Source organism: Chrysosporum bergii ANA360D (assembly GCF_029891735.1).
In the GTDB taxonomy this organism is placed as follows: domain Bacteria; phylum Cyanobacteriota; class Cyanobacteriia; order Cyanobacteriales; family Nostocaceae; genus Umezakia; species Umezakia bergii.
On the sequence record NZ_JANQDH010000008.1, the window covers coordinates 1 to 22580 of the forward strand.

Annotated in this window: 19 protein-coding genes and 1 tRNA gene; 12 read left to right on the plus strand and 8 right to left on the minus strand. The window is 41.3% G+C overall.

The annotated features are described in order from the left end of the window. From NWP17_RS00705 to NWP17_RS00720, 4 genes are all read right to left on the minus strand, one after another. On the minus strand, positions 1-467 hold a 467-nt coding region (locus NWP17_RS00705), incomplete at its 3' end, for an ATP-binding protein (protein ID WP_280652997.1). A 143-nt stretch (positions 468-610) separates the two neighbouring features. Further along, positions 611-1399 (minus strand): ABC transporter permease, encoded by a 789-nt coding sequence (locus NWP17_RS00710; protein ID WP_280652998.1) that lies wholly within the window; start codon positions 1397-1399, stop codon positions 611-613. 111 nt (positions 1400-1510) lie between these two features. Next, the gene (locus NWP17_RS00715; RefSeq protein ID WP_280652999.1) at positions 1511-2491 is read right to left on the minus strand and encodes an ABC transporter ATP-binding protein; all 981 of its coding nucleotides are present in this window, start codon (positions 2489-2491) and stop codon (positions 1511-1513) included. Positions 2492-2787: 296 nt separating this feature from the next. Beyond that, complete coding sequence (locus NWP17_RS00720; RefSeq protein ID WP_280653000.1) at positions 2788-3852, minus strand: mannose-1-phosphate guanylyltransferase; 1065 nt, start codon at positions 3850-3852, stop codon at positions 2788-2790. Positions 3853-3968: 116 nt separating this feature from the next. Here NWP17_RS00720 and NWP17_RS00725 point away from each other — a divergent pair, with 116 nt between their 5' ends. Genes NWP17_RS00725 through murJ form a run of 3 tightly spaced genes read left to right on the plus strand, consistent with a single transcriptional unit; the run spans position 3969 to position 7675 of the window. Then, positions 3969-5477, plus strand: coding sequence for an LCP family protein (locus tag NWP17_RS00725; protein ID WP_280653001.1), 1509 nt, complete (start codon positions 3969-3971; stop codon positions 5475-5477). Positions 5478-5520: 43 nt separating this feature from the next. Next, a complete protein-coding gene (locus tag NWP17_RS00730) occupies positions 5521-6027 on the plus strand; it encodes a pentapeptide repeat-containing protein (protein ID WP_280653002.1) in 507 nt (168 codons plus the stop codon). Positions 6028-6058: 31 nt separating this feature from the next. Then, positions 6059-7675, plus strand: coding sequence for a murein biosynthesis integral membrane protein MurJ (murJ, locus tag NWP17_RS00735; protein WP_280653003.1), 1617 nt, complete (start codon positions 6059-6061; stop codon positions 7673-7675). Between the two features lie 51 nt (positions 7676-7726). Here murJ and NWP17_RS00740 read toward each other — a convergent pair whose 3' ends face one another. Together NWP17_RS00740 and NWP17_RS00745 are read right to left on the minus strand one after the other, a co-directional pair. Then, positions 7727-8170, minus strand: a complete 444-nt coding sequence (locus NWP17_RS00740; protein ID WP_280653004.1) for a SufE family protein — start codon at positions 8168-8170, stop codon at positions 7727-7729. Between the two features lie 67 nt (positions 8171-8237). After that, a complete protein-coding gene (locus NWP17_RS00745; RefSeq protein ID WP_280653005.1) occupies positions 8238-11237 on the minus strand; it encodes a type ISP restriction/modification enzyme in 3000 nt (999 codons plus the stop codon). A 170-nt stretch (positions 11238-11407) separates the two neighbouring features. On the opposite strand from NWP17_RS00745, the gene recQ reads away from it, so the two are divergent. The 8 genes from recQ to NWP17_RS00785 all read left to right on the plus strand — a co-directional run bounded on the left by recQ (position 11408) and on the right by NWP17_RS00785 (position 20062). Further along, on the plus strand, positions 11408-13564 hold the full coding sequence (recQ, locus tag NWP17_RS00750; protein WP_280653006.1) for a DNA helicase RecQ: 2157 nt from the start codon (positions 11408-11410) through the stop codon (positions 13562-13564). A 292-nt stretch (positions 13565-13856) separates the two neighbouring features. Further along, the gene (locus NWP17_RS00755; protein ID WP_280653007.1) at positions 13857-14072 is read left to right on the plus strand and encodes a hypothetical protein; all 216 of its coding nucleotides are present in this window, start codon (positions 13857-13859) and stop codon (positions 14070-14072) included. 114 nt (positions 14073-14186) lie between these two features. Further along, a complete protein-coding gene (locus tag NWP17_RS00760) occupies positions 14187-16160 on the plus strand; it encodes a long-chain fatty acid--CoA ligase (RefSeq protein ID WP_280653008.1) in 1974 nt (657 codons plus the stop codon). A 40-nt stretch (positions 16161-16200) separates the two neighbouring features. After that, entirely contained in the window at positions 16201-16650 is a 450-nt protein-coding gene (locus NWP17_RS00765) for a YlqD family protein (protein WP_280653009.1), read from the plus strand. A gap of 188 nt (positions 16651-16838) precedes the next feature. Then, the gene (locus NWP17_RS00770) at positions 16839-18098 is read left to right on the plus strand and encodes a dihydrolipoamide acetyltransferase family protein (protein ID WP_280653010.1); all 1260 of its coding nucleotides are present in this window, start codon (positions 16839-16841) and stop codon (positions 18096-18098) included. A gap of 218 nt (positions 18099-18316) precedes the next feature. After that, entirely contained in the window at positions 18317-19231 is a 915-nt protein-coding gene (locus tag NWP17_RS00775; protein ID WP_280653011.1) for a class I SAM-dependent methyltransferase, read from the plus strand. Further along, entirely contained in the window at positions 19228-19956 is a 729-nt protein-coding gene (locus NWP17_RS00780; protein ID WP_280653012.1) for an HAD family hydrolase, read from the plus strand. Before NWP17_RS00775 ends, NWP17_RS00780 begins: the two co-directional genes overlap by 4 nt. A 33-nt stretch (positions 19957-19989) precedes the next feature. After that, positions 19990-20062, plus strand: a tRNA-Ala gene (locus NWP17_RS00785). 78 nt (positions 20063-20140) lie between these two features. On the opposite strand, the gene NWP17_RS00790 is transcribed toward NWP17_RS00785, so the two are convergent. Then, positions 20141-20926: an HAD-IIB family hydrolase gene (locus NWP17_RS00790; RefSeq protein ID WP_280653013.1), complete on the minus strand. Its 786-nt coding sequence runs from the start codon at positions 20924-20926 to the stop codon at positions 20141-20143. A gap of 90 nt (positions 20927-21016) precedes the next feature. On the opposite strand from NWP17_RS00790, the gene NWP17_RS00795 reads away from it, so the two are divergent. Next, positions 21017-21832: a hypothetical protein gene (locus NWP17_RS00795; protein ID WP_280653023.1), complete on the plus strand. Its 816-nt coding sequence runs from the start codon at positions 21017-21019 to the stop codon at positions 21830-21832. Positions 21833-21835: 3 nt separating this feature from the next. On the opposite strand, the gene NWP17_RS00800 is transcribed toward NWP17_RS00795, so the two are convergent. Beyond that, positions 21836-22537: a DevA family ABC transporter ATP-binding protein gene (locus NWP17_RS00800; RefSeq protein WP_280653014.1), complete on the minus strand. Its 702-nt coding sequence runs from the start codon at positions 22535-22537 to the stop codon at positions 21836-21838. Positions 22538-22580 lie beyond the last annotated feature (43 nt).

Below are 22580 nucleotides of genomic sequence, written 5' to 3' on the forward strand. Positions count from 1 at the left end.
AGTTGACGTAGGACATTGATTAAAGTTTGATTTTGCAGCGAGTCAATTTCATCAATAAATACCACCAAGGGACGGGGAGAATGAGCAGCCCAGGATTTGAGGAAAGAACCAATGCGTTGAGGGGGATTATCCACGGTCAACAACGGAGGGTGTAGTTCTGGGGGTAGCCAAAAGTCAATAGCATCTCGCCAAGCAGCCAAAATCGCCTGCTCTGCTACTTCTGGCTGGTCGGGAAAAGCCGAACCCACTTCTGCAGATATCATCACAGCAGTATACTCACCACTAGCTGTAAGTTCCTGTGCTAGAGTGAGCATGGCTGTAGTTTTTCCAGTTTGTCTAGGGGCGTGGATCACAAAATCATTTCGCTGATCTATGAGTCGCTTTAACTGAGGTAAGCGATCACTAGTGGGTAGCATATAATGAATATCCCATTGACAAGGGCCGGCTGTATTAAACCATCTAGTCATTGTTTTTTTAATAGGGAGTAAGTCAATTGTAGTGCGAGCATTTCTTGACTTTTCTTCTCCCCTCCTCCTTAGCGCTCTTAGCGTCCCTTGCGGTTCGTTAAAAAATCTGAAGCCAGTAGCTCTGCTCGCCGTTGATATTTCAGTCAAGCCCCCATACCGGAATAACGTTTTAACCCAGCCCGCCACAGGAGGCGATTGATCCCCAAAAATATGAGCATCCAGCCGATAATTGATAAAAATCCCCTGGTTATATCCACAGGTAGTCCCACTAAAAGACTAGCTGGAAAATTAATCAAATAGGGGAAAGGGGTAAACATAACTACTGTTCGGACAGATTCAGGGAAAACATCTAAAGGAGCGATTAACCCTGATAAAAATAAATAAAACAACATCCAGAAACCTTCTAAAGCGCTAGCACGTTCAGTCCAAAAGGCGAAAATAGCCAAGCTATACTGAATGACAAACCGTAAGATAAAAGACAGAGTTGCGGCTAAGGCAAATAATAAAAATTGCCCTAAATTCGGCAACCAAAGGGCTTGGGGATAAAGCAGGAAAAATAATCCAACTAGTAGGAATATAAAGGGTAAACGTGCTACTCTTTCGGAAACATGACCGGCAACATGACGCCATACTGGATCTAGGGGTTGTAATAACCGAGATGATAACTTACCCTGGACTACTTCTTCTTCAAATTCCCAAATTACCCAAACAACTGTGATTTGTCGGACAAGAAAAACTGTGATGAAATAACGGGAAAATTCCACAGGTGTTAAACCAAACTTTCCCCCTTGGGCTGCTTGTATCCACACGCCCATTAAAATAATTGGCAAAGTGCCGGACAGAACCCATAAAATTAGTTCTGCTCGATACTCAACTATATAGGCGTAGTAGACGGATAGGAAAGTTAAGATTTTTTTAATAATTTTTTTCACGGCAAAAGTTACTTTTAAGGATAGGGAACAGGAAACGGGAGATTTGTCAAGTTTTATTCCAGCACCTTTTAAGTGTAATAGTAGAATATACCTTGATTCAGCAAGCCCAAATTAAACTACTCCTGCTTGAAAAACTCTGCCAATTACTTCTTCTATGGGCGGGTCGGTGACTGTTAAATCTATTACTTGTAAATCAGATAAGATTTGAGAGACTGAGCGAGTTAGAGTCTCTCGTGGTACAATAAAACTCACTGCGCGCCCTTCTAACATTTGTACATCACCATAAAACATGAGTTTTTCCCTGGGTAGGGGGTCGGCTAACTTAATGTGAATCTCTCGATAAGGGGCGAAACTTTCTAGCAGTGCGTCTAAACTACCGTCATACATTAATTTACCTTGGTGAATCAACAGCACCCGCTCACATAGTGCGGTAATATCAGCCATGTAGTGACTAGTTAATAACACCGTGGCTTGATAACGACGATTATACTCCCGCAAAAAGTCCCGCACTGCTACTTGAGCATTAACATCTAGTCCTAGTGTTGGTTCATCTAAGAATAATACATGAGGATGGTGGAGAAGCGCTGCTAGAAGTTCTGCTTTCATCCGTTCACCTAAAGATAATTTCCGCATGGGTTGGGTGAGCTTACCTTCTAGGGTGAGCATTTCTGTTAATTCGCCCACGCGCTTTTGAAATTCTTTATTAGAAAGGTTGTAAACAGCAGCGTTGATTTTTAATGAATCTAGTGCGGGTAAGTCCCAGATTAATTGTTGTTTTTGACCCATGACTAGGGTAATTTTTTGTAAAAATGCTTCCTGGCGCAGAAATGGTGTGTGTCCAGCCACTTTGACTGTTCCCCTGGAAGGATGAATTAACCCGGTGAGCATTTTTAAGGTGGTGGTTTTCCCAGCACCATTAGGTCCTAAAAAACCTACCACTTCCCCAGGTGCAATTGTAAAAGAAACATCCTCCACTGCTTTGATTAAGCGATACGATCGCCGGAAAAAGTGGGTTAGTGTGCCTTTTATCCCCGGTGACTTAACAGCCACTGGGTAAAATTTACTCAGGTTTTCAACAGTGATGATGGACATAAATTTTGTATTCTTGATGGCTAGGGGTGGGAATGGCTGTTACTTTAAACGTCCAGACTAAAGGCGTGGGGAGTGTCAAGGGGGACAGTTTGGGTGAGCAACATGGCGGGAGATCATGAAAGGGGTGAGGAAGATGAAAGAAAGGAAGAGACCGAGAAGTATGAAAAAACTTTAGTTTTCTCTGGTCTCTAGCCCCTATTTCCTGATCTCTAACCTTAACAACGGATATTCTAGTTATAATAGAGGCAACAAATGTTAAACCTCAGATCAGAGTGTTTACTCTTGTAGCATAACACTTACAACAATTGAGTAAATCGGGGATCATCTGCCAGGGTTTTCAGAACCTGCTTAATTTCTTGGGAGCGGTTTTTATCAATCACCAGGGTGACGTTGCCATCGCGCACAATCACCACATTCTCTAAACCAATAGTAACAATTACATCTTCTGAATTACTAGCATAAACAATAGCTCCCTCGGTATCAATTCCAAAATGAGTAGCAATCTCTACATTTGGATTGTCTGGTTTTTTCAGTAAGCGCTCAAGGGCGTTCCAATCGCCTAAATCGTCCCAACCAAATTCAACCGGCAAGACGTAGGCTAAATTGGTTTTTTCCATGAGTGCATAGTCTATACTCTGTTTAAGTAACTGAGGATATACATCAGGGCCATGTTGTTCTAATGGTTGGATAATTTCTGGCGCGTGGGTATATAGTTCCTTGAGAACAACCCCAGCCCGGAATATAAACATTCCACTATTCCAGCTAAAACGCCCCGTGGCTAAAAAAGTTTCTGCTGTTTCCCGGTTGGGCTTTTCAGTAAAACGGTTAACGTGATAGGCTGGCAAATCATGAAATCTACCAATCTTTTCACCTTGTTCAATGTAGCCGTAACCAGTGGATGGGAAAGTGGGCTTAATACCTAAAGTAACAATAGCCTCGGTGCTGGCTGCTAATTGGGTAGCAGCGCTGAGGGTACGTTTAAATGCCTCTTGGTCAGTTATCCAGTGGTCAGAGGGAAAAAAGCCAATGATCGCATCTTCTCCGTAACGCTTTTTAATTTCTAAACTTGTCCAAGCAACGGCTGCTGCGGTATCTCGTCCTTGGGACTCAACTAGTAAATTTTGCTCTGGGAGTTCAGGTAGTTGTTGTTTTACACCTGCGGCTATCTGACTAGAAGTGATCACCCACAAGTGATTGAAATTACCGGTCACAGCTGATAATCTATCAGCAGTTGCTTGTAAGAGACTTCTAGAGCTACCATCAAGATTTAAAAACTGCTTGGGTCGCTCCTTGCGGCTAAGAGGCCAAAAACGCTCACCTTTGCCACCGGCAAGAATTACAGGGAACAGTGAAATACTCATATTGTCATACACACCAAGGTCGGGACATTATCAGTTTACAGTCAGCTTTTGCCCTACCAAGATTTGTGGCTACGATTAACATACCTTTCGGGCGTGGTTAAGTGGGGAGATAATTTGTGATTGAACAATTTCAATGGTCAGAAAATCAGCTGAGGTCTCAACAAGTACCAGACTTAGAACTACAGGACAGGCCTCAGCCAGTACAATGGACAAACAATGAGCTAGAAATTCAACAGCCGTCAGCAGGAAACCTGGAGATAGTCACCCATCAGCCGGGTAACCTTTCCCGTGGGGTTGTAGAATCAGTGGGTGCTATTCCCAATGAACTCTACGATCGCTTAGGCTTGACTATGCCGAGATGGCTACTGTGGTTGTTAACAGTGGTGTTGGGAATAGTTTTTTCTGGTCTGCTCATATCTACTTTAGCCTTATGGACTCCATTGTGGAGCAATTTGGAGCGTACAGAAGAAGAATTGGGCTTTTCTGGCAAAGATGACCACAAAGTGCCATTACCCGGGGAATTATGGGGTAACATTTCCCAATATAAGCTATCACGACCCATGAATATTTTAATTATGGGTGTTGATCCCGTTGCTGGTGCGGTGGATGGCTCACCAGAGAGTTTTGCGGGAACCAGTGATACTATGTTGCTCGTGAGGCTCAACCCCAGCGATCAAACTATGCGGGTACTTTCAATCCCCAAGGATACCATGATCGCCATCCCAGAAAAAGGATTAACTAAAGTATCTGATGCCAATGCTCAAGGGGGTCCAGTGTTAGCTGCACGGGTGGTTAGTCGGACTTTAAACAATGCTCCTATTGATCGCTACATCCGTATTTCTACTAGTGGATTAAAGCAGTTAGTTGATCAATTAGGCGGGGTTGATGTATTTGTACCCCAAGAAATTAAATATCAAGACAGTAGTCGTCAGTTAGCCATGACTTTAGTTAGTGGTTGGCAAACTCTTGACGGTGAACAAGCAGCAATTTTTGCTCAGTTCCGGGAAGCAGGACTGGGGGATCTGCCCAGGGTGCAACGACAACAAACCCTGATCACAGCCCTACTACAACGCCTGAGTAGTCCAACTGTATTACCAAGACTACCACAATTAACCCGCTTGATGCGGAAATATTTTGACACAAATCTAAAAATAGAAGAAATGATGGCTTTAGTGAATTATTCTGTCAACTTGGAACGGGATAATTTACAAATGACCATTTTGCCCGGTACATTTAGCCGATTTAGTCAAGATCCTAATAGTTACTGGTTAAATCTAAATGGGCAACAAACTTTATTAAATGATTATGTTGGAGTATATATACCTGGTTTAGAAACAGATGCGCTTCCAGTTTATAACCGCACAATTGCTATTCAAAATGCTTCCAATCAACCCCAGCTAACTGAAAAAGTGATTACTTATCTCAAAGAAAAAGGTTTTACCAAGGTTTATGCTTTACCTGACTGGCCTGATACCCAAAGATATACCCAAATTATTGTGCAAACTGGCCATCGGGAAACAGGAGTTGAACTAAATCAGGTTTTAGGCTTGGGTCAAGTTGATGTATTGGCAACTGGGGATTTACAATCTGATCTCACAATTCGTATTGGTAAGGATTGGAAGTAATCTTGACTCTTGACTAATGATGAGAAACCAAATAGGTAAAGTGATGAAAAAGTTTTTACTGAGATTATTAAGTTTGGGTGTAATTGTGATTTTGGCTTGGTTGTGGGTACTCATCAATCCTCAACCAGCTTCTGCTCAAGTTAATACCATTAATTACAGTAATACCAGTTTAGAAAATCGTGATTTTTCCTACACAGATTTAACAGGTGGCGTTTTTGCAGCCGCAGAAATGCGGGGGGTAAATTTTCAAGGGTCAAATTTAACTAATGCTATTCTCACTAAAGGAGTTTTATTAAAAGCTAATTTAGAAGGTGCTAATTTGACTGATGCTTTGGTCGATCGCGTTACTATGGATGGAGCCAATTTGAAAAATGCCATTTTCACAGGAGCGATTATGACTCGTAGTCGTTTTTATGATGCTGATATTAATGGTGCAGATTTTACTGATGCTATAATAGACCGCTATCAAGTCGTGAAAATGTGCGATCGCGCCGATGGCATTAATCCAGTCACGGGAGTATCTACAAGGGATAGTTTAGGATGTAGGTAAAATTTAGGTTAATATTTTTTAGGTATAGTCAGTGACTCAAGAAAACCAGAAACCCTCTCGTTCTTTCGCTGGTATTGCCGGTATTGTAGCCGCAGCTACATTAATTAGTAAAGTTTTTGGTTTGGTGCGACAGCAAGCCATCGCTGCGGCTTTTGGTGTGGGGGCTGCGGCTACCGCCTATAGTTATGCTTACATTATTCCTGGTTTTCTGTTAGTCTTGCTAGGTGGTGTCAACGGACCCTTACATAGTGCCGTGGTCAGTGTTTTGGCCAAGCGTCAACGCCAAGAGGCCGCGCCTTTAGTAGAAACAGTAACAACCCTGGTGGGTGGGTTGTTGTTGCTGGTGACATTGGCTCAAATTTTCTGGGCCGATGCAATTATTGATATTGTAGGTTACGGCTTGTCACCAACCACAAGAGCCATCGCCATTCAACAACTGCGCATCATGTCCCCCATGGCCTTATTAGCGGGTTTCATTGGTATTGGTTTTGGCACCCTCAACGCCGCCAATCAATATTGGTTACTCTCCATTAGTCCGTTGTTATCCAGTGTAACAGTGATTGCCGGCATTGGCATTTTAACAGCCCAACTAGGCGAGGATATTATTCAGCCAGAATATGCCCTCATAGGTGGTATGGTATTAGCAGGGGGAACTTTAGCCGGAGCAGTTCTTCAGTGGGTAGTACAGCTAATAGTCCAGTGGCGCTTGGGATTGGGTAAATTACGTTTACGGTTTGATTTTCAAGCCCCTGGAGTGCAAGAGGTGATTAAAATCATGACTCCAGCCACCATTTCTTCCGGGATGATGCCCATTAATGTGGCTACGGATCTTTACTTTGCCAGTCCTATACCCGGCGCTGCTGCTGGTTTCAACTATGCCAACTTACTAGTACAAACTCCTTTAGGTATTATTTCTAATATTATTTTGCTGCCTTTATTACCAATGTTTGCTGAGTTGGCAGATCCAGAACATTGGCCAGATTTAAAACTACGCATCCGCCAAGGAATTTTACTTACTGCCGTAACCATGCTACCATTGGGAGCGCTGATGGTGGTTCTCTCCCAGCCTATTGTGCAGATAGTGTATGAGCGGGGTGCTTTTCAGCAACAAGCTACACAGTTAGTTTCATCTCTATTGATTGCTTACGGTGTGGGGATGTTTGTTTATTTGGGGCGGGATGTCCTAGTCAGGGTGTTTTATGCTTTGGGAGACGGACAGACACCTTTTCGCATTAGTACCTTTAATATTTTGCTCAATGCTTTACTAGATAGTGTTTTAGTTAAACCTTTTGGTGCTACTGGTATTGTTTTAGCAACAGTGGGAGTAAATTTTAGTTCCGTATTGATGCTGTTGTGGTTGCTAGACCGCAAACTCAATGGTTTACCTTGGCGGGAGTGGAGTTTGCCAATTTTAGCCTTGACCGGTAGTAGTGTGATAGCAGGGTTAGCTGGCTTTGGTACAATACTAGGATTACAGCAGGTCTTAGGTACTCAAGGGTTAATTATTCAACTGTTGCAGTTGTGTATATCAGGGTTAGTAGGGCTATTAGTATTTGTCTTACTGGCTTTATTGATGAAAATACCAGAGGTAAATACTTTTTTTCTGGGGATGGGGCGAAGATTGAAGCTTTTACGGGGTAATAAATAATATTAATATTACCGACTTTGGCGGAGTCGGGAATTTTGAAACTGTATTGATTTAACTACTAGGCACATCTAACTTACATTCCAGTGCTTTTTTCTGCATGGTTTTAAAAATATTGTAGAATCCATTGGCACGGGAAGGGGTGAGACTGACATTTAAACCTGTTTCTTGAATAAAATCAGGAGTGAGTTGGACAATCTCTGTGGGAGTTAACCCATTTAACCCTTCCACTAACAGCCCCACTAATCCTTTTGTTAACTGAGAGTCAGAGTCACCATAATATACAACTTTACCATCATTGAGTTCCGAGGTAATATAAACCTGAGATACACAACCAGGGACTTTATTTTCTGGGACTTTACCAGTTTCTGGAAAATCCTTCAGCTTCTGACCATACCAAATTAACTGTTCATAGCGTCGCTTTGGGTCAGTAGCCCGTTGAAAGCGCTGGACAATTTTCCCAAGGGCTGGTGGTAAAGAATCAATAATTGAAGACATAACAGAAACTGCCAATAATCACTCTTACTTTGAGTGTAGATGATTTTGACTGAAATTCCCAAGGTAATTACATCTCCTGAATAATATTCATGGTTTCCACACTCACTGTACACACTCGCATTAATAAATCTATCACTTGTTCTTTATAGTCAGCAAAGCGGTAGGTATGGAATTGTGCAGCGATGGTGGGGTCTTTGGGTTTTTTCTCCTTATATTGATCTAAAATCCATTCTAAAGCGCAGCGATTACCTAATTTATATTCCCAAGCTAGGCTGGGTATACCTTGTAATGTGGTGACATCATCTATAATAATTTTGCCCTTGGTTGGATCTGCTTTTAATTTAGTTTTGGGTGTTTTTTCCTCATCTTTTAACGGTGTGTCAATGCGGGTGAGTTGGTAGGGGCTGACTGTTTCATAATTAATATGTAGTTCCATTAGTTGTTGTCCCCATATCACCCATTGCTGGAAGTTGTCATATAGAGGTAAGCGGGGAAAGTCTCTTTTTAGGTTGAGTTGGTATTTTTGGCGGTAGGCTGGGTTATGTAATACTGCATAGGTGTAATAAAAGATGTCTATTTTGGCTATTTTTTTATTTTGGTAATGGCTTTGGATTTGTTCTAGTCCCCAGTCCGTGATATTGTCTATGGGTTTTCCTTCTTGGTCGTAGCGGTACAGGGGGAGACATTGAGAACCTGCGGGTAAGCAGTTTAAATCAACTATTATATTTAGAGCTAGACAGTGGAAATCTTTAGGTGATGAAAGTCCTGGTACAGCAATATATTTATTTTCCCTGTCATTTTTATAAATATTAAACCATTGATAAGTCATCCCATTAAAATGCTTATCAAAATAAAAATACTGGTTATAAAAAGGACGGTATAAACTATTAATAACTTGTTCAGAGTTAAAATTTTTATTAATTCCTTTATCTAAATATTTAGTTAACTCCCTATCCCATTTAACTTGATTTTTTCCTGAGTAATTTAAATCTTTCAATGTTTGTTGATAAATACTAACTAAAAATTTTACTTTTTCTTCTAGCGCATTTTTAGATAAATCATAAACCCAATCATCGCGCTGTGTTTTTACACCTGAAGAAAACAGCTTAAATATAGCTTCTTCTCCTTTACCTGCTTTCACATCTTTGTCAACCAAAGGTAAAAGGGTATCAAAATCATTATCTGTTTGATTGATCCAGTTACCCTGATGATCTGGTTTAAAATGGATAAAACTTAAATCTCTAAACTTTCGAGAACTAAAATATTTTTTCTTATTTTCAGCATTGGTATAATCTTCAATGGCATTATAATAAACTTTACAACCTTGTGCTTGTTCATTCCTCACTAAAAAATAAACAGCTATACCTACCCTAATTTCATCACTAAAAACATTTCCCCCTTCTTTGCGTCTTCTTTCTCCGCTTGTTCTCGCATTACCTTTGGTGTCAATAATATAAATTTCTTGAAACTCTTTAGCTACAACTTTCCTAAAACCATCAAATGCACGAGCATCTAAAAAAGAAGAATTAGTTATAAAACAAATAATCCCATTTTCCCCTAGTCTATCAGTTGCCCATCTAATAAAACGGGTATACATATCATAAAGCACAATATTATTTTGAGCCGTGCTATATTTAACGTAACTTTCCTTAATTAACTTATCGATCGCACCATAACCACGGTTAGCATTATTATCGTTAAAATTTTCCTGCTTGGCATTATAAGGAGGATTACCAATAATGACTGAAATAGTTTTATCATTTTGCCTTTTAATCCTGGCGGTATTTTCCACAGTCATAGCAAACAAATCCATTTGCTTACCTGCAAACAAAGTATTATCTAAAGTATCCACAAAGCAAATATTCTCAAACTCCTCATACACCCCCATCTTTTGCTTGTAGGTGTACTCAATATTTAAATTAGCAATATAATAAGGTAAGATAGCCACTTCATTACAGTGAATCTCATGCTTATATTTATAAGGCAAACTCTGGGGTGGTAAATAATCAATTAGTTCAGTGATAAAAGTTCCCGTCCCTGTAGCTGGGTCTAAAATCTCTACATCTTTATCAGCCAACAACTTACCAAAGTGCTGATGCACTAAAAAATCCACACTTTCAATCATAAAGCGGACAATTTCATTAGGGGTATAGACAATTCCCAACCTGTCCGCAGCCTTGGGGTTATATGCTTTATAAAAGTTCTCATACAACGCCTTGAGAAATTTTTGTTTTTCTTGGTGGTTAGGAATATTTGCAGCCGTGCGCCTAATCACGGCATAATATCTTTCAATACTGCCTAATGTGTTGCGTCTGAGGGTTCCGGTGAAAAAAGTAGCAATCACCTCTTGTAATTCCCGCGCCACATTATTTTCTCTGTGGAATTGAGACTCATTAAAGATATTGAGAAAAATATCTTCAGTGAGAATGTGCTGAATGATCATTTCCCGAATATCCAGTAAACTGATTTCTGGGTTGATGGACTCTTGGCAAATGTGCCAAAACTTATTTCTAGCAGATTGAAAAGAAATGTTACTTTCACCTTGACTATCAATCAAGCCTCTGAGAGTATCTAAGACAGTGGGCAAATCCTGCTTAAAAATTTCTATAGCTTCCCGAAAGTCCCTGACCTCGGGTCTCACATAATTAATAAAATTATTAATGATCTCATCCAGCCCGTCTACATCCCCCATAGGTACGCGCTGGGTTTCTGTACCGCTTTGAATTAAAACTGCTGTTCGGGAGTCTTCAAATAAAATATTACTGTTGGGATAACCTTGATTAAGTTTTTTTTCAATTTCTTGATCTAAATTATCATATTGGTCTTTACTTTCCCAGTAACCCCAATCGAGACGTAAGGCATCTTTGACAGTGCCATCAGGATAAACGATTTTACCGTTGGGTAGTTTATAATCCAATTCAGGGATTAATAAAAAATCCCTGGGTTTGCAGTATTCATTTAAGAGATTTTGAAAAGCTACCCGAATAGAAGTTTCTTTTCTCGACCCGCCAAACCGGATGATCTTCTCCAGTTCGGTGTGGTATTGACTGATTAAAAGTTTTGACATGGTTGCGAGGGTATGATATCATGATGGGATTATATAGTATTTCTGAAACACGTAAGATACAAATGTAAAGAACCCCCATAGTTAACTGCCCACTGTGGCGAGACTTTCACTAGCCAAGGCTTTTATAATAATGCTGTTATCCTGGTAACCATCAACAAAGCCTCACCGCCATGCTTCAGTACCCCAATCTCGAAAAAGCGCTAAAATATCACTTTGGTTATGATCGCTTCCGTCCTGGACAAAGACAAATTATTGAAGATGCGCTACAAAATCGAGATTTACTGGTAGTAATGCCCACAGGAGGGGGGAAGTCTATCTGCTTTCAGTTACCAGCATTGATCAAAAAAGGGTTAACAGTGGTGGTTTCACCGTTAATAGCCCTGATGCAAGACCAAGTAGAAGCACTGCGAAATAATAATATTGCCGCTACATTTCTCAATAGTAGTCTCAACCCCTACAAAGTGCGATCGCGGGAAGAAGCCATCCGCAATGGTAAAGTTAAATTACTCTACGTAGCCCCGGAACGGCTACTAAGCGAAAGATTTCTGCCATTTTTAGACTTAGTACATCACCAAGTGGGAATTTCCACTTTTGCCATTGATGAAGCCCACTGTGTATCAGAGTGGGGACATGACTTTCGCCCAGAATACCGCCAATTAAAATCTCTACGTAGTCGTTACCCAAATGTTCCCACCATCGCCCTCACAGCCACAGCTACAGATCGGGTGCGGGGTGATATCATTGAGCAATTAGGACTTAAGCAACCCAGTATTCATCTAGCCAGCTTTAACCGTCAAAATCTTTATTACGAAGTTCGGTCTAAAACTAAAACAGCTTATGGCGAAATCTTAGCACTAATTCGAGAAACCGACGGTGCAGCAATTGTCTACTGCTTAACCCGGAAAAAAGTTGATGAACTGACATTTAAATTACAAAATGATGGAGTCGTCGCCTTACCCTATCATGCAGGTTTAAGCGATGAAGAACGAGTAAAAAACCAAACTAGATTTATTCGAGATGATGTGCGTGTGATCGTCGCCACCATTGCCTTCGGTATGGGAATTAATAAACCAGATGTGCGCTTAGTAGTTCACTACGACTTACCACGTAATTTAGAAAGTTATTATCAAGAATCAGGTAGAGCCGGGAGAGATAACGAAGCCTCCCGTTGTAGCTTGTTTTTCAGTTTCAGTGATATGAAAACCATTGAATGGAGTATTAACCAAAAAACCGACCCCCAAGAACAATTAATCGCCAAACAGCAACTACGCCAAGTCATTGATTATGCCGAAGGTACTGACTGTCGGCGCACTATTCAACTCGGTTATTTTGGCGAACGTTTTCCAGGTAATTGCGGTAACTGTGATAATTGCCGGTATCCCAAACCTGTAGAAGATTGGACCATTGAAGCTATGAAGTTTTTATCTTGTATCGCCCGTTCCCAAGAAAGATTTGGGATGGTACATATTATTGATGTTTTGCGGGGGGCTAAAAATATAAAAATTACTCAAAACAAACATGATCAACTTTCCACCTACGGTATTGGTAAAGATAGAAGTGTAGATGAATGGCGCATCTTAGCCCGTTCCCTCCTACATCAAGGTTTATTAGAGCAAACCAACGACGGTTACTCAGTTTTAAAACTTAACGCCTTGAGTTGGGAAGTCATGAAGCGAAAACGTCAAGTTTTTATTGCTGTTCCCGTAGTGCAAAAATTGAGTTTAGTAGAAGCAACCGAACAGCCTGTAGAACCAGAATTACTCCACAGATTGCGATCGCTCCGCAAGCAATTAGCCGATGAACAGTCTGTACCACCCTACCTTGTCTTTCCAGATTCTACCCTCAAATTAATGGCACAAATACGACCCCAATCTTTAGCAGAATTTAGTCAACTTTCCGGGGTTGGTAGTCACAAATTAGCTCAATATGGAAAAAAATTTCTAGACGAAATCACCGCCCACACACAACAACAAACCCTCACCCCACATGGGTCTGACCTCAAAAACCAACCCACTCAAACCGAGTTTATCACACTAAGACTACATCAAGAAGGCTTGAGTGTTGCCGAAATTGCCAAAAAACGCAATCTTAGCCCCAGTACAATTACTAATCACCTAGCCGAATTATTGTCCAAAGATCAGCCTGTGGACTTAAATCAGTTAGTACCCATAGAACATCAACAAAAAATTTGGCAAGTTTTAGAAGTTCTCGGTGATATTCCCCTGACTCCAGTCAAAGAACAATTAGGCGGAAACTACACCTTTGAGGAAATTCGCCTAGTGAGGGAAAAGTGGCGGCGAGCCAACCGGGAACAGAATAAAAAATAAATCAGCTTAGGGAACACTTAGGACAAAATCGAGGTCTAAACTTACAAAGTTGCTTCCCTGTCACTAAGTAACTCGTACAGTAGGGGAAACTAGCCACCTGGTTTTTAACCCGCCGTGAAGCTGCATCCCTTGGCCACATTTGACTAGCTTGAGACAGTAATTTAGGCAATGTTAAGCAGACAATGGCATTGACCAGAGTCAGGAGTAAAGCGACTTCTAGACTAATGGGGAACCACCTCCAAAGCAGAAAAAAGTAAATTATCGTCTTGTAACACAAGCATCCTGCTTGTTAATGATGTACCTCACTCAAGCCAAAGGAGAACCACCTCCAAGGCAGAAAAAAGTAAATCATCGTCTTGTAACACAAGCATCCTGCTTGTTAATGATGTACCTCACTCAAGCCAAAGGAGAACCACCTCCAAGGCAGAAAAAAGTAAATCATCGTCCTGTAACACAAGCATCCTGCTTGTTAATGATGTACCTCACTCAATCCCAACCCGCTATATAAACTTTAACATAAATTTTCATCAATACAACCCTTAAATTCATAAAATAACTTACACATTGAACTATTGTAATTATTCATAGGAAACAATTTTTTACCACACTCAGGAGATGTATTGTGTCCCAAACCATAGCAGCACCTGATTATTTATCTCAGGTCACCAAGAGAGAAAGCCAAGCATTACAGCGTTTAGTCAACTACAGCGATGTAGTGTCATTACCCGAAATTTGGCCATTAGCAGCCAAGCAATTTAATGATATTATTGCTCTGCATAACCCCCACAGTGAACCAGAAACAAAAATTACCTATGAGCAACTAGCAGAACAAATCCAAAAATTTGCAGCCGGTTTACAAGGTTTGGGAGTAGAACCAGGCGATCGCATTTCCTTAATTGCCGATAACAGTCCTCGATGGTTGATAGCTGATCAAGGTATCATGACAGCTGGGGTAGTTAATGCCGTGCGTAGTTGCCAATCCGAACGAGAAGAACTGCTATTTATCATCGCTAATAGTGGCAGTACAGCCCTAGTGTTGCAAGACCTAAACACCTTCAAAAAACTTAGTTTAGGTCTCCAGGATCTGCCCATTAACCTGATTATATTACTATCAGATGAAACTCCACCAGAAACCACATTCAAAATATTAAACTTTTCCCAAGTCCAAGAAATTGGCAGTAATCATCGCCTCACCAGGGTTGAGCAAACAGGGGACACTCTAGCCACTCTGATTTACACTTCCGGTACAACAGGCAAACCAAAAGGTGTAATGTTATCCCACAACAACCTGTTACACCAAGTCAAAACCCTGGGTACAATAGTCCAACCACAGCCAGAAGATATAGTCCTTAGTATTTTGCCCTCTTGGCACGCTTACGAGCGCAGTGGTGAGTATTTCCTACTTTCTCAAGGTTGTACACAAGTTTATACTAACTTACGGGCTGTAAAACAGGACTTAAAAACCTTTAAACCTCATTACATGATAGGAGTACCCCGCCTGTGGGAATCAATTTATGAAGGAGTGCAAAAGCAATTCCGGGAACAACCAGCCAAAAAACAACGGTTGATTAAATTTTTGCTGGGAGCCAGTCACGCCTACATTGAAAAACAACGCATTGCCCAGGGATTGAGTTTAAATCATCTTGACGCTTCACCTGTAGAGAAAATCATCTCTAAAATCATAGCATTGGCCTTGTTGCCCCTTCATACCCTGGGAGAACGGTTAGTTTATGGCAAAGTGCGCCAAGCCACCGGCGGACGCATCAAACAAGTAATTAGCGGCGGTGGTGCATTACCCACACACATAGACAACTTCTTTGAAATTATTGGTGTAGAGATTTTGCAAGGTTATGGCTTAACAGAAACCTCTCCTGTGACTAACGCCCGTCGTCATTGGTGTAACCTGCGTGGTTCATCTGGTCAGCCCATCCCCGGTACACAAGTCAAAATTGTTGATCCAGAAACTAAAGCCCCTTTACCAGTGGGTCAACGAGGTTTAGTTTTATTGAAAGGTCCACAAATCATGCAGGGCTACTACCAAAACCCAGAAGCAACCGCCAAGGTAATTGATCCAGAGGGATGGTTTAATAGCGGCGACCTGGGCTGGGTGACACCAGATAACAACTTAGTGCTAACTGGCAGGGCAAAAGATACAATTGTTTTGACCAATGGAGAAAACATCGAACCGCAACCAATTGAAGATGCTTGTTTGCGATCGCCCTACATTGATCAAATCATGTTAGTGGGACAGGACCAGCGCTGCATCGGCGCTTTAATAGTTCCCAATGTCGAAGCCCTCACTCAATGGGCAGAAAGTCAAAATTTACACCTGCATCTATCACCAGAAAACTCACCAGAAATCAGCACATCTATTGATCTGGAGAGTAAAATAATTCAGGACTTGTTTCGGCAAGAATTGAATCGGGAAGTACAAAACCGTCCTGGTTATCGACCGGATGACCGCATTGGCCCCTTCAGGCTAATTCTAGAACCCTTTTCTTTAGAAAACGGCTTAATGACACAAACCCTGAAAGTTCGCCGCTACGCAGTCTCAGAACGCTATGGCCATATTATTGACGGAATGTATACCCGATAATCATTCCATCTGCCCAATATAGAGTGAACGTGAAATTTTTATGGATATCTCCAACCCTAACTTACTGCTGAAGCGGATTGTTAACGTCAAAGTCGTTGTTACTCCCCTGTGGAAAGAAGAAGTACAACAACAACTGCAAGCACAAATCAATCAAACTGATCAACAGCTGCAACAAATCGATCTGGAAGCACAAAGAGCAATTTCTGCCATTCAAAAGCAGAGTATACAGCCACCCAGTCCCCAAACTCTCCAACAAATTGACGGTATCCAAGCCCAAGTCAATCAAAAGAAAAGTGAACTACTAGAGCAAAAAAATCAAATGCTACAGAACCTCCAGCAAGTGCAGTATCTTGAGTTAGATCAAGAAGTTAATCAATTCCAAATGGAAGGCTTTTTCAACATTGAAAAAGGTGATAACTTAATTAGTAAAATGCAAGTAGAAATCCTACTGCGTGATGGCATTGTCGAAGAAATTCGCGGCGAAATTTAAGGTGTAAACATCAATAATCCTTACTTCCATCCCAATTGGGATGGAAGTATGATCTGGTGTGTTATTCCCCGTTCCCGATTTAGCAGCTTGCCGAACCAGTAAGTAGTCGAAACATCTTTAACCAGGATACAAATTAAATTGGCAAAAGCCGTTAAAATTTATTAATCATTCATCTCTGATACCACCATATGAGCATTCACGAAGTATTTATGCCCGCCCTTAGTTCCACCATGACAGAAGGTAAAATCGTCTCCTGGGTAAAAGCCCCAGGGGAAAAAGTGGAAAAAGGCGAAACCGTGGTAGTGGTGGAGTCAGATAAGGCGGATATGGATGTGGAAGCCTTTTACGAAGGATATCTTGCCCACATCATAGTACAAGCCGGTGAAACTGCACAAGTAGGATCTGCCATTGCCTACATAGCAGAAACAGAAGCCGAAATTACCACCGCCAAAACCTTGGCTAACTCAGGTTCAGTCACCCCCACCCCAGAACCAGTTGCAGTCACAGCAGCAGTAGAAACCCCAGCCTTCGCCACTCAAAATGGCTCTAACCACCGGGAAGGAAGAGTAATAGTTTCACCCAGAGCCCGCAAATTAGCCAAAGAACTAAAAGTTGATTTAACCAACCTCAAAGGTAGTGGCCCCTATGGTCGCATCGTCGCCGAAGATGTAGAGTCAACCGTTAATAAAACTCAACCCCCCGTACCCGCAGCAAAACCAGCACCCACTTTTACCCCTGCACCCGCACCCGCACCCGCACCCGCTCCGGTTATTTCCGGTGAAACAGTTCCTTTAACCACCTTCCAAACTGCGGTAGTGCGGAATATGGTAGCCAGCCTAGCTGTACCAGTTTTCCGTGTCAGTTACACAATTACCACCGATGCTTTAGACCGACTCTACAAACAAATTAAATCTAAAGGTGTAACTATGACAGCGCTACTGGCTAAAGCTGTAGCGGTAACATTACAAAAACATCCATTACTCAACGCCAGCTATTCTGACCAAGGAATTGTACATCATTCCGCCATTAATATTGCTGTGGCAGTAGCTATGGATGATGGAGGATTAATAACACCAGTATTGCAGAATGCAGACTTAGTAGATATTTATTCCCTCTCCCGCACATGGAAATCTTTAGTAGAACGGGCTAGAATTAAACAACTGCAACCGGAAGAATACAACAGCGGCACATTTACTCTCTCTAATTTAGGGATGTTTGGAGTAGACACATTTGATGCCATCTTACCACCCGGACAAGGTTCTATTCTAGCCATTGGTGCTTCCCGTCCCCAAGTAGTAGCTACCGGCGACGGTTTATTTGGTGTGCTACCACAAATGCAAGTTAATATTACCTGTGACCACCGAATTATTTACGGCGCTCATGCTGCGGCTTTCTTACAAGATTTAGCTAAGTTGATTGAAACCAATGCTCAATCTTTAACTATGTAGTTAATCAGAGGCGTGGCTATGCTACGTCTCTAGGTTAAACAACATAGCGAACTCTACCCAAGTAAAGTACATCCTGAGCAGGCAAAACCACCATTTACATTTGTATCTCACCTATTTAAGCAATATATTTTTGAGATTTAATCTTGTAATACAAGTATATTACACATATATCTGACCACAGAATTGGTTAAAATTTGTAAAGAATTTGGTAATATTCTATGGCTACCAGTAAAGACACAATTTGGGAAAAGTTCCTCTCCCCCGTGGTGCGGTCATTCATTGATGAGGAAGCCTTAAGGCGTTATGCTGATAGCATCGACTGGGAACAAGAAAGCGATCGCTGGCGACAATCTGATGTGATAATGCCCTTGTACTACACTGAGCAAAACTTTCACGGTATTAACGGGGGATATCTCAACTCCAGCGCTGCTGTTTCCTATGATCCTATTACTCAATACGTTTTACTACCTAATGAAAATGTGGTGCGTCAGGCTTTAATTGATGCAGTGAAAGTCAAACCAACACGGGTACTAGATTTAGGCTGCGGTACAGGTTCCACAACCCTAATGTTAAAACAGGCTTTTCCCCAAGCTGAAGTTTGGGGTTTAGACTTATCTCCTTATATGCTGGTGAGAGCAGCAGATAAAGCCAGAAAAGCCGATTTAGATATACACTGGCAACATGGCAACGCCGAAACCACTAAATTCCCACAGGGAAATTTTGAACTAGTAACCGCCTCCTTGTTATTTCATGAAACACCCAGAGTAATATGTCAAGCAATACTAAGGGAAAGTTTCCGCTTATTGGTTCCTGGGGGGCAAATACTCATCCTCGATGGTAATCAAAAGACCCTACGTCAGTTAAGTTGGCTTAATGATATATTTGAAGAACCGTATATACGTGAGTATGCTGATGATAATCTAGACGCACGCCTGGGGGCTGCTGGGTTTAAAGCAGTGCGAAGTGAGAATGTGTGGTGGATAAATCAAGTCACAAGCGGTATTAAACCAATACCCGTAGTAAATGGGAATATGCAAGATTACGCCCGCCATACACCAACACCAATAAATACCACAATAGATAATAATGATTTGGAGGACTTTGGATCTCCAGTGTTTGGTTTAGTAAGATGAGTTTAAAGGCAGTTTTGTTAGATTTTAATGGGGTAATCATTAAGGATGACCACATCAACACACAATTAATAGATCAAATCCTGATTGAGGAAAATCTGCAACCCCAAAAACTGAAGGAAATTCAAGCTTTTTTGGGACGCAGTGATGGCGGTTATTGGCAAGAATTACTAAAAAACCGTGGTAGAGTAGCCAGTCAAGAGTATATCAATAAACTACTACACCGCAAAGCTCAGGCTTATCTCCAAGAAATAGCTAAAATATCCAAACTGCCTTTATATTCAGGTGTGGAAGATTTAATTTACCAAGTGCGATCGCATAACCTTAAACTAGGTTTAGTAGGTGGTGCTATGGGTGCAGAAATTACTCTGGTACTAGAACGCGCCAATTTAACAGAATATTTTTCCGTCATAGTCGCCGGTGATGATATTACCATCAGTAAGCCTCAACCACAAGGCTATGTTTTAGCAGTGGAACGTCTCAACCAAAAATACCCTGATTTAAATCTACAACCACAAGAATGTTTAGCCATAGACAACACCCCAGACGGAATCAAAGCAGCTAAACAAGCGCAAATGCAGGTGGTTGGTGTAGCCAATACCTACCCCTATCATATGCTTCAGCGCTGGTGTAACTGGACAGTGGATTACTTAACAGATTTAGAATGGTCACGAGTACAAGAACTTTATGCTAAAAAAGACCTGAAACTTACAGCGCCAGAGTGTTAGAATGTATTGTGTGGAGTTAATAACTCTGCATCAGGGGAATTAGCTCAGTTGGTAGAGCGCTGCGATCGCACCGCAGAGGTCAGGGGTTCGAGTCTCCTATTCTCCATCTGTTGTGTGTGTTTTTGTTAAGATTATTTGTTTTCCATTATACTTTAATTTGCTTGGGGATTATGATATTAATGCTTTACCGTAAGAACCCATTTTGAAGAATATAACTACATAACTCACAAAATCCTTCCCCTTCAGCAGCCGTAGTGAGGTAACTAGGTAAATACTGTAATTGATCTGCATATTTAATTACATTAGCTACCCCCACAGAAACAGGAAAACGACCCTGATCAAATAAACTTTCATCATTGGGACTATCGCCAACAGTCAGCACTTCCTCCAGTGAAAATTCCGGTAAATGTTTTTTCAACACTTGCAATAATCCTACAGCTTTATTTTGCCCTAGGGGTTGAATGTGACACTGTACATTACTATAAGTAAATCCCCAGCCCATTTCCTCACAAAGATTACTCAATACTTCTAATTCATCTAAACTTAAACCTGCTACACGAAACGTCCAGTCTGTAACACGAAAACCATTATCAGCCGATTCCTGGATACAGGGAAATTTGCTTTTTAATTCTTCAAAAACCATACCTAAACTGTGGCGATGATCTGCTAAATCAGGAATAGGTGTGAGGATAATAGGTTGATCATCCCCTGACGGATAAAACAAACCGCCATTTTCAGCGATCGCACCCACTACCGGCATCAAGTGGCTTAATGCACTCACCCACCCAGCAGAACGACCAGTGATAATTAATACTTTTATACCAGCAGTAGCCAAATCCTCCAAAGCTTGCAGCAATGTTGCCGAAAACTTGTTATTTATAGTCAGTGTACCATCCATATCTGTGGCCACCAAACGAATATTACCTAATGAAGCCTCAGAAAGTTGTCTTAGAGTTGAAGGATGTTCCATAGGGAGATGTAGATGGCTGTAAATATACATTCAAGATTTGGGCATTATAAGATAATAACTTAAACCTTGCTGATTTTATACTTAGCCACCATGCTAAAATCCATATTTTTTGCCCAATCATCCGGAAAAAACCCCACAAAGGCTTCCCAAGCAGTTGCAGAAGGTCAACTTCAACTACCACCACCTTTAGTTATAACCTCTGTGGGACTGGCGTTAGTGGTAGTAGCTTTGATTGTCTACGGAAAAATGAAAATCAAGAAATTAGAGAAAAAACTCAACTTTGAAAAGATCCGCATTCGAGAACTAGAAAAGAAGTTTAAACTAGCCCTAGAAACTATTGGCAAAATGGAAACTAACCCCGACCTGGTGAACTCAAGAGACTTTAACTTAGATTATTTGCGAATGCGGATGTCAGAAGACGTGTTTCACTTCGCCATTGTCAATCAAATTAAAGTCCAAGTCAAAGAAAAAATATCTCGATCGCTGCGTCCAAATCAAGCCAGCCAAGGAACTATCGGCATTGCTAGCAGCGCTGCCAGGCAAGTAGACGAAATTTTCGATGTACAATATGAAACTGGTACAGGTGCCAATTTAGCTAAACGAGTACTGTTTCGCGTTCACATTCGGTTACTCAAGTTACCAACACAAGCCACTTCTGCCACCGTCAGCCAAATCATTGACTGTATTGAAACTTATCTCAGCCCCCTAGACAGCGAGGATAATTGGCAACCGACAATTCAAGGACGCATTGCCCATATGCAATGGGATCAAAAAGCTAAACCTACACCCCTACTTGTCCTAGAACAATCTCATGAAGGGGTAAATGTGACTTTTCGCACAACTCGCCAACCAAGTTCTTCTGCACAGCCGGGTAAAATCAAAAGATCCGGTTCCGCCAGACCATAGCTTTCATCTGATTTTAGTTTGGGAATCATTGGCTAAAATACCATCTTCCATTTCCACAATGCGATCGGCTATATCCAAAATGCGGTTATCATGAGTCACCAACAAAATAGAAGTACCCTGTTCTTTAGCCAGACCCTGCATGATTTCCACTACATCCCGTCCTGATTGTTTATCCAAAGCAGCTGTTGGTTCATCTGCCAGTACTAATGGAGGATTATTCACCAAAGCGCGAGCGATGGCCACTCTTTGTTTTTGTCCTCCAGAAAGACTATCTGGGTAGTAAGTAACTTTATCCTGTAAACCAACAGACCCCAGCATAGCCTGTGATTTAGAAATTGCTTGATTGGGGCTGATGTAATCATTCAATTCCACCGCCATTTGCACATTTTGTGTAGCAGTTAAAAAACCCAACAAATTGTGAGCCTGAAAAATATAACCAATCTTACGCCTAATTTGCACTAGTCTATTTTGACTAGCACCAAAGGTTTCTACACCTAAAAACTTCAGACTTCCCTCCTGTACAGATCGCAACCCACCAATCAAGCTCAATAACGTTGTTTTACCTGAACCTGAAGGACCAGTCATAATCACAATTTCCCCAGGATAAATTTCTAAGTTAATGTCAAATAAAATTTGTTTTTTTAGTGCGCCTTTGCCATAGTAGTGATTGAGATTTTTTATAGCAATTACAGGTTCGTGTCTCATATTCAAATCAATGTAATGGTGTTAGTAGTTCCGATAATTAACC

What these genes read in the sequence shown, in the direction of transcription:
- NWP17_RS00715 (WP_280652999.1), bottom strand. Translation starts at nt 2,491, where the DNA reads ATGTCCATCATCACTGTTGAAAACCTGAGTAAATTTTACCCAGTGGCT.
- NWP17_RS00720 (WP_280653000.1), bottom strand. Translation starts at nt 3,852, where the DNA reads ATGAGTATTTCACTGTTCCCTGTAATTCTTGCCGGTGGCAAAGGTGAG.
- NWP17_RS00730 (WP_280653002.1), top strand. Translation starts at nt 5,521, where the DNA reads ATGAAAAAGTTTTTACTGAGATTATTAAGTTTGGGTGTAATTGTGATT.
- NWP17_RS00740 (WP_280653004.1), bottom strand. Translation starts at nt 8,170, where the DNA reads ATGTCTTCAATTATTGATTCTTTACCACCAGCCCTTGGGAAAATTGTC.
- NWP17_RS00745 (WP_280653005.1), bottom strand. Translation starts at nt 11,237, where the DNA reads ATGTCAAAACTTTTAATCAGTCAATACCACACCGAACTGGAGAAGATC.
- recQ (WP_280653006.1), top strand. Translation starts at nt 11,408, where the DNA reads ATGCTTCAGTACCCCAATCTCGAAAAAGCGCTAAAATATCACTTTGGT.
- NWP17_RS00755 (WP_280653007.1), top strand. Translation starts at nt 13,857, where the DNA reads ATGATGTACCTCACTCAAGCCAAAGGAGAACCACCTCCAAGGCAGAAA.
- NWP17_RS00765 (WP_280653009.1), top strand. Translation starts at nt 16,201, where the DNA reads ATGGATATCTCCAACCCTAACTTACTGCTGAAGCGGATTGTTAACGTC.
- NWP17_RS00770 (WP_280653010.1), top strand. Translation starts at nt 16,839, where the DNA reads ATGAGCATTCACGAAGTATTTATGCCCGCCCTTAGTTCCACCATGACA.
- NWP17_RS00775 (WP_280653011.1), top strand. Translation starts at nt 18,317, where the DNA reads ATGGCTACCAGTAAAGACACAATTTGGGAAAAGTTCCTCTCCCCCGTG.
- NWP17_RS00780 (WP_280653012.1), top strand. Translation starts at nt 19,228, where the DNA reads ATGAGTTTAAAGGCAGTTTTGTTAGATTTTAATGGGGTAATCATTAAG.
- NWP17_RS00790 (WP_280653013.1), bottom strand. Translation starts at nt 20,926, where the DNA reads ATGGAACATCCTTCAACTCTAAGACAACTTTCTGAGGCTTCATTAGGT.
- NWP17_RS00795 (WP_280653023.1), top strand. Translation starts at nt 21,017, where the DNA reads ATGCTAAAATCCATATTTTTTGCCCAATCATCCGGAAAAAACCCCACA.
- NWP17_RS00800 (WP_280653014.1), bottom strand. Translation starts at nt 22,537, where the DNA reads ATGAGACACGAACCTGTAATTGCTATAAAAAATCTCAATCACTACTAT.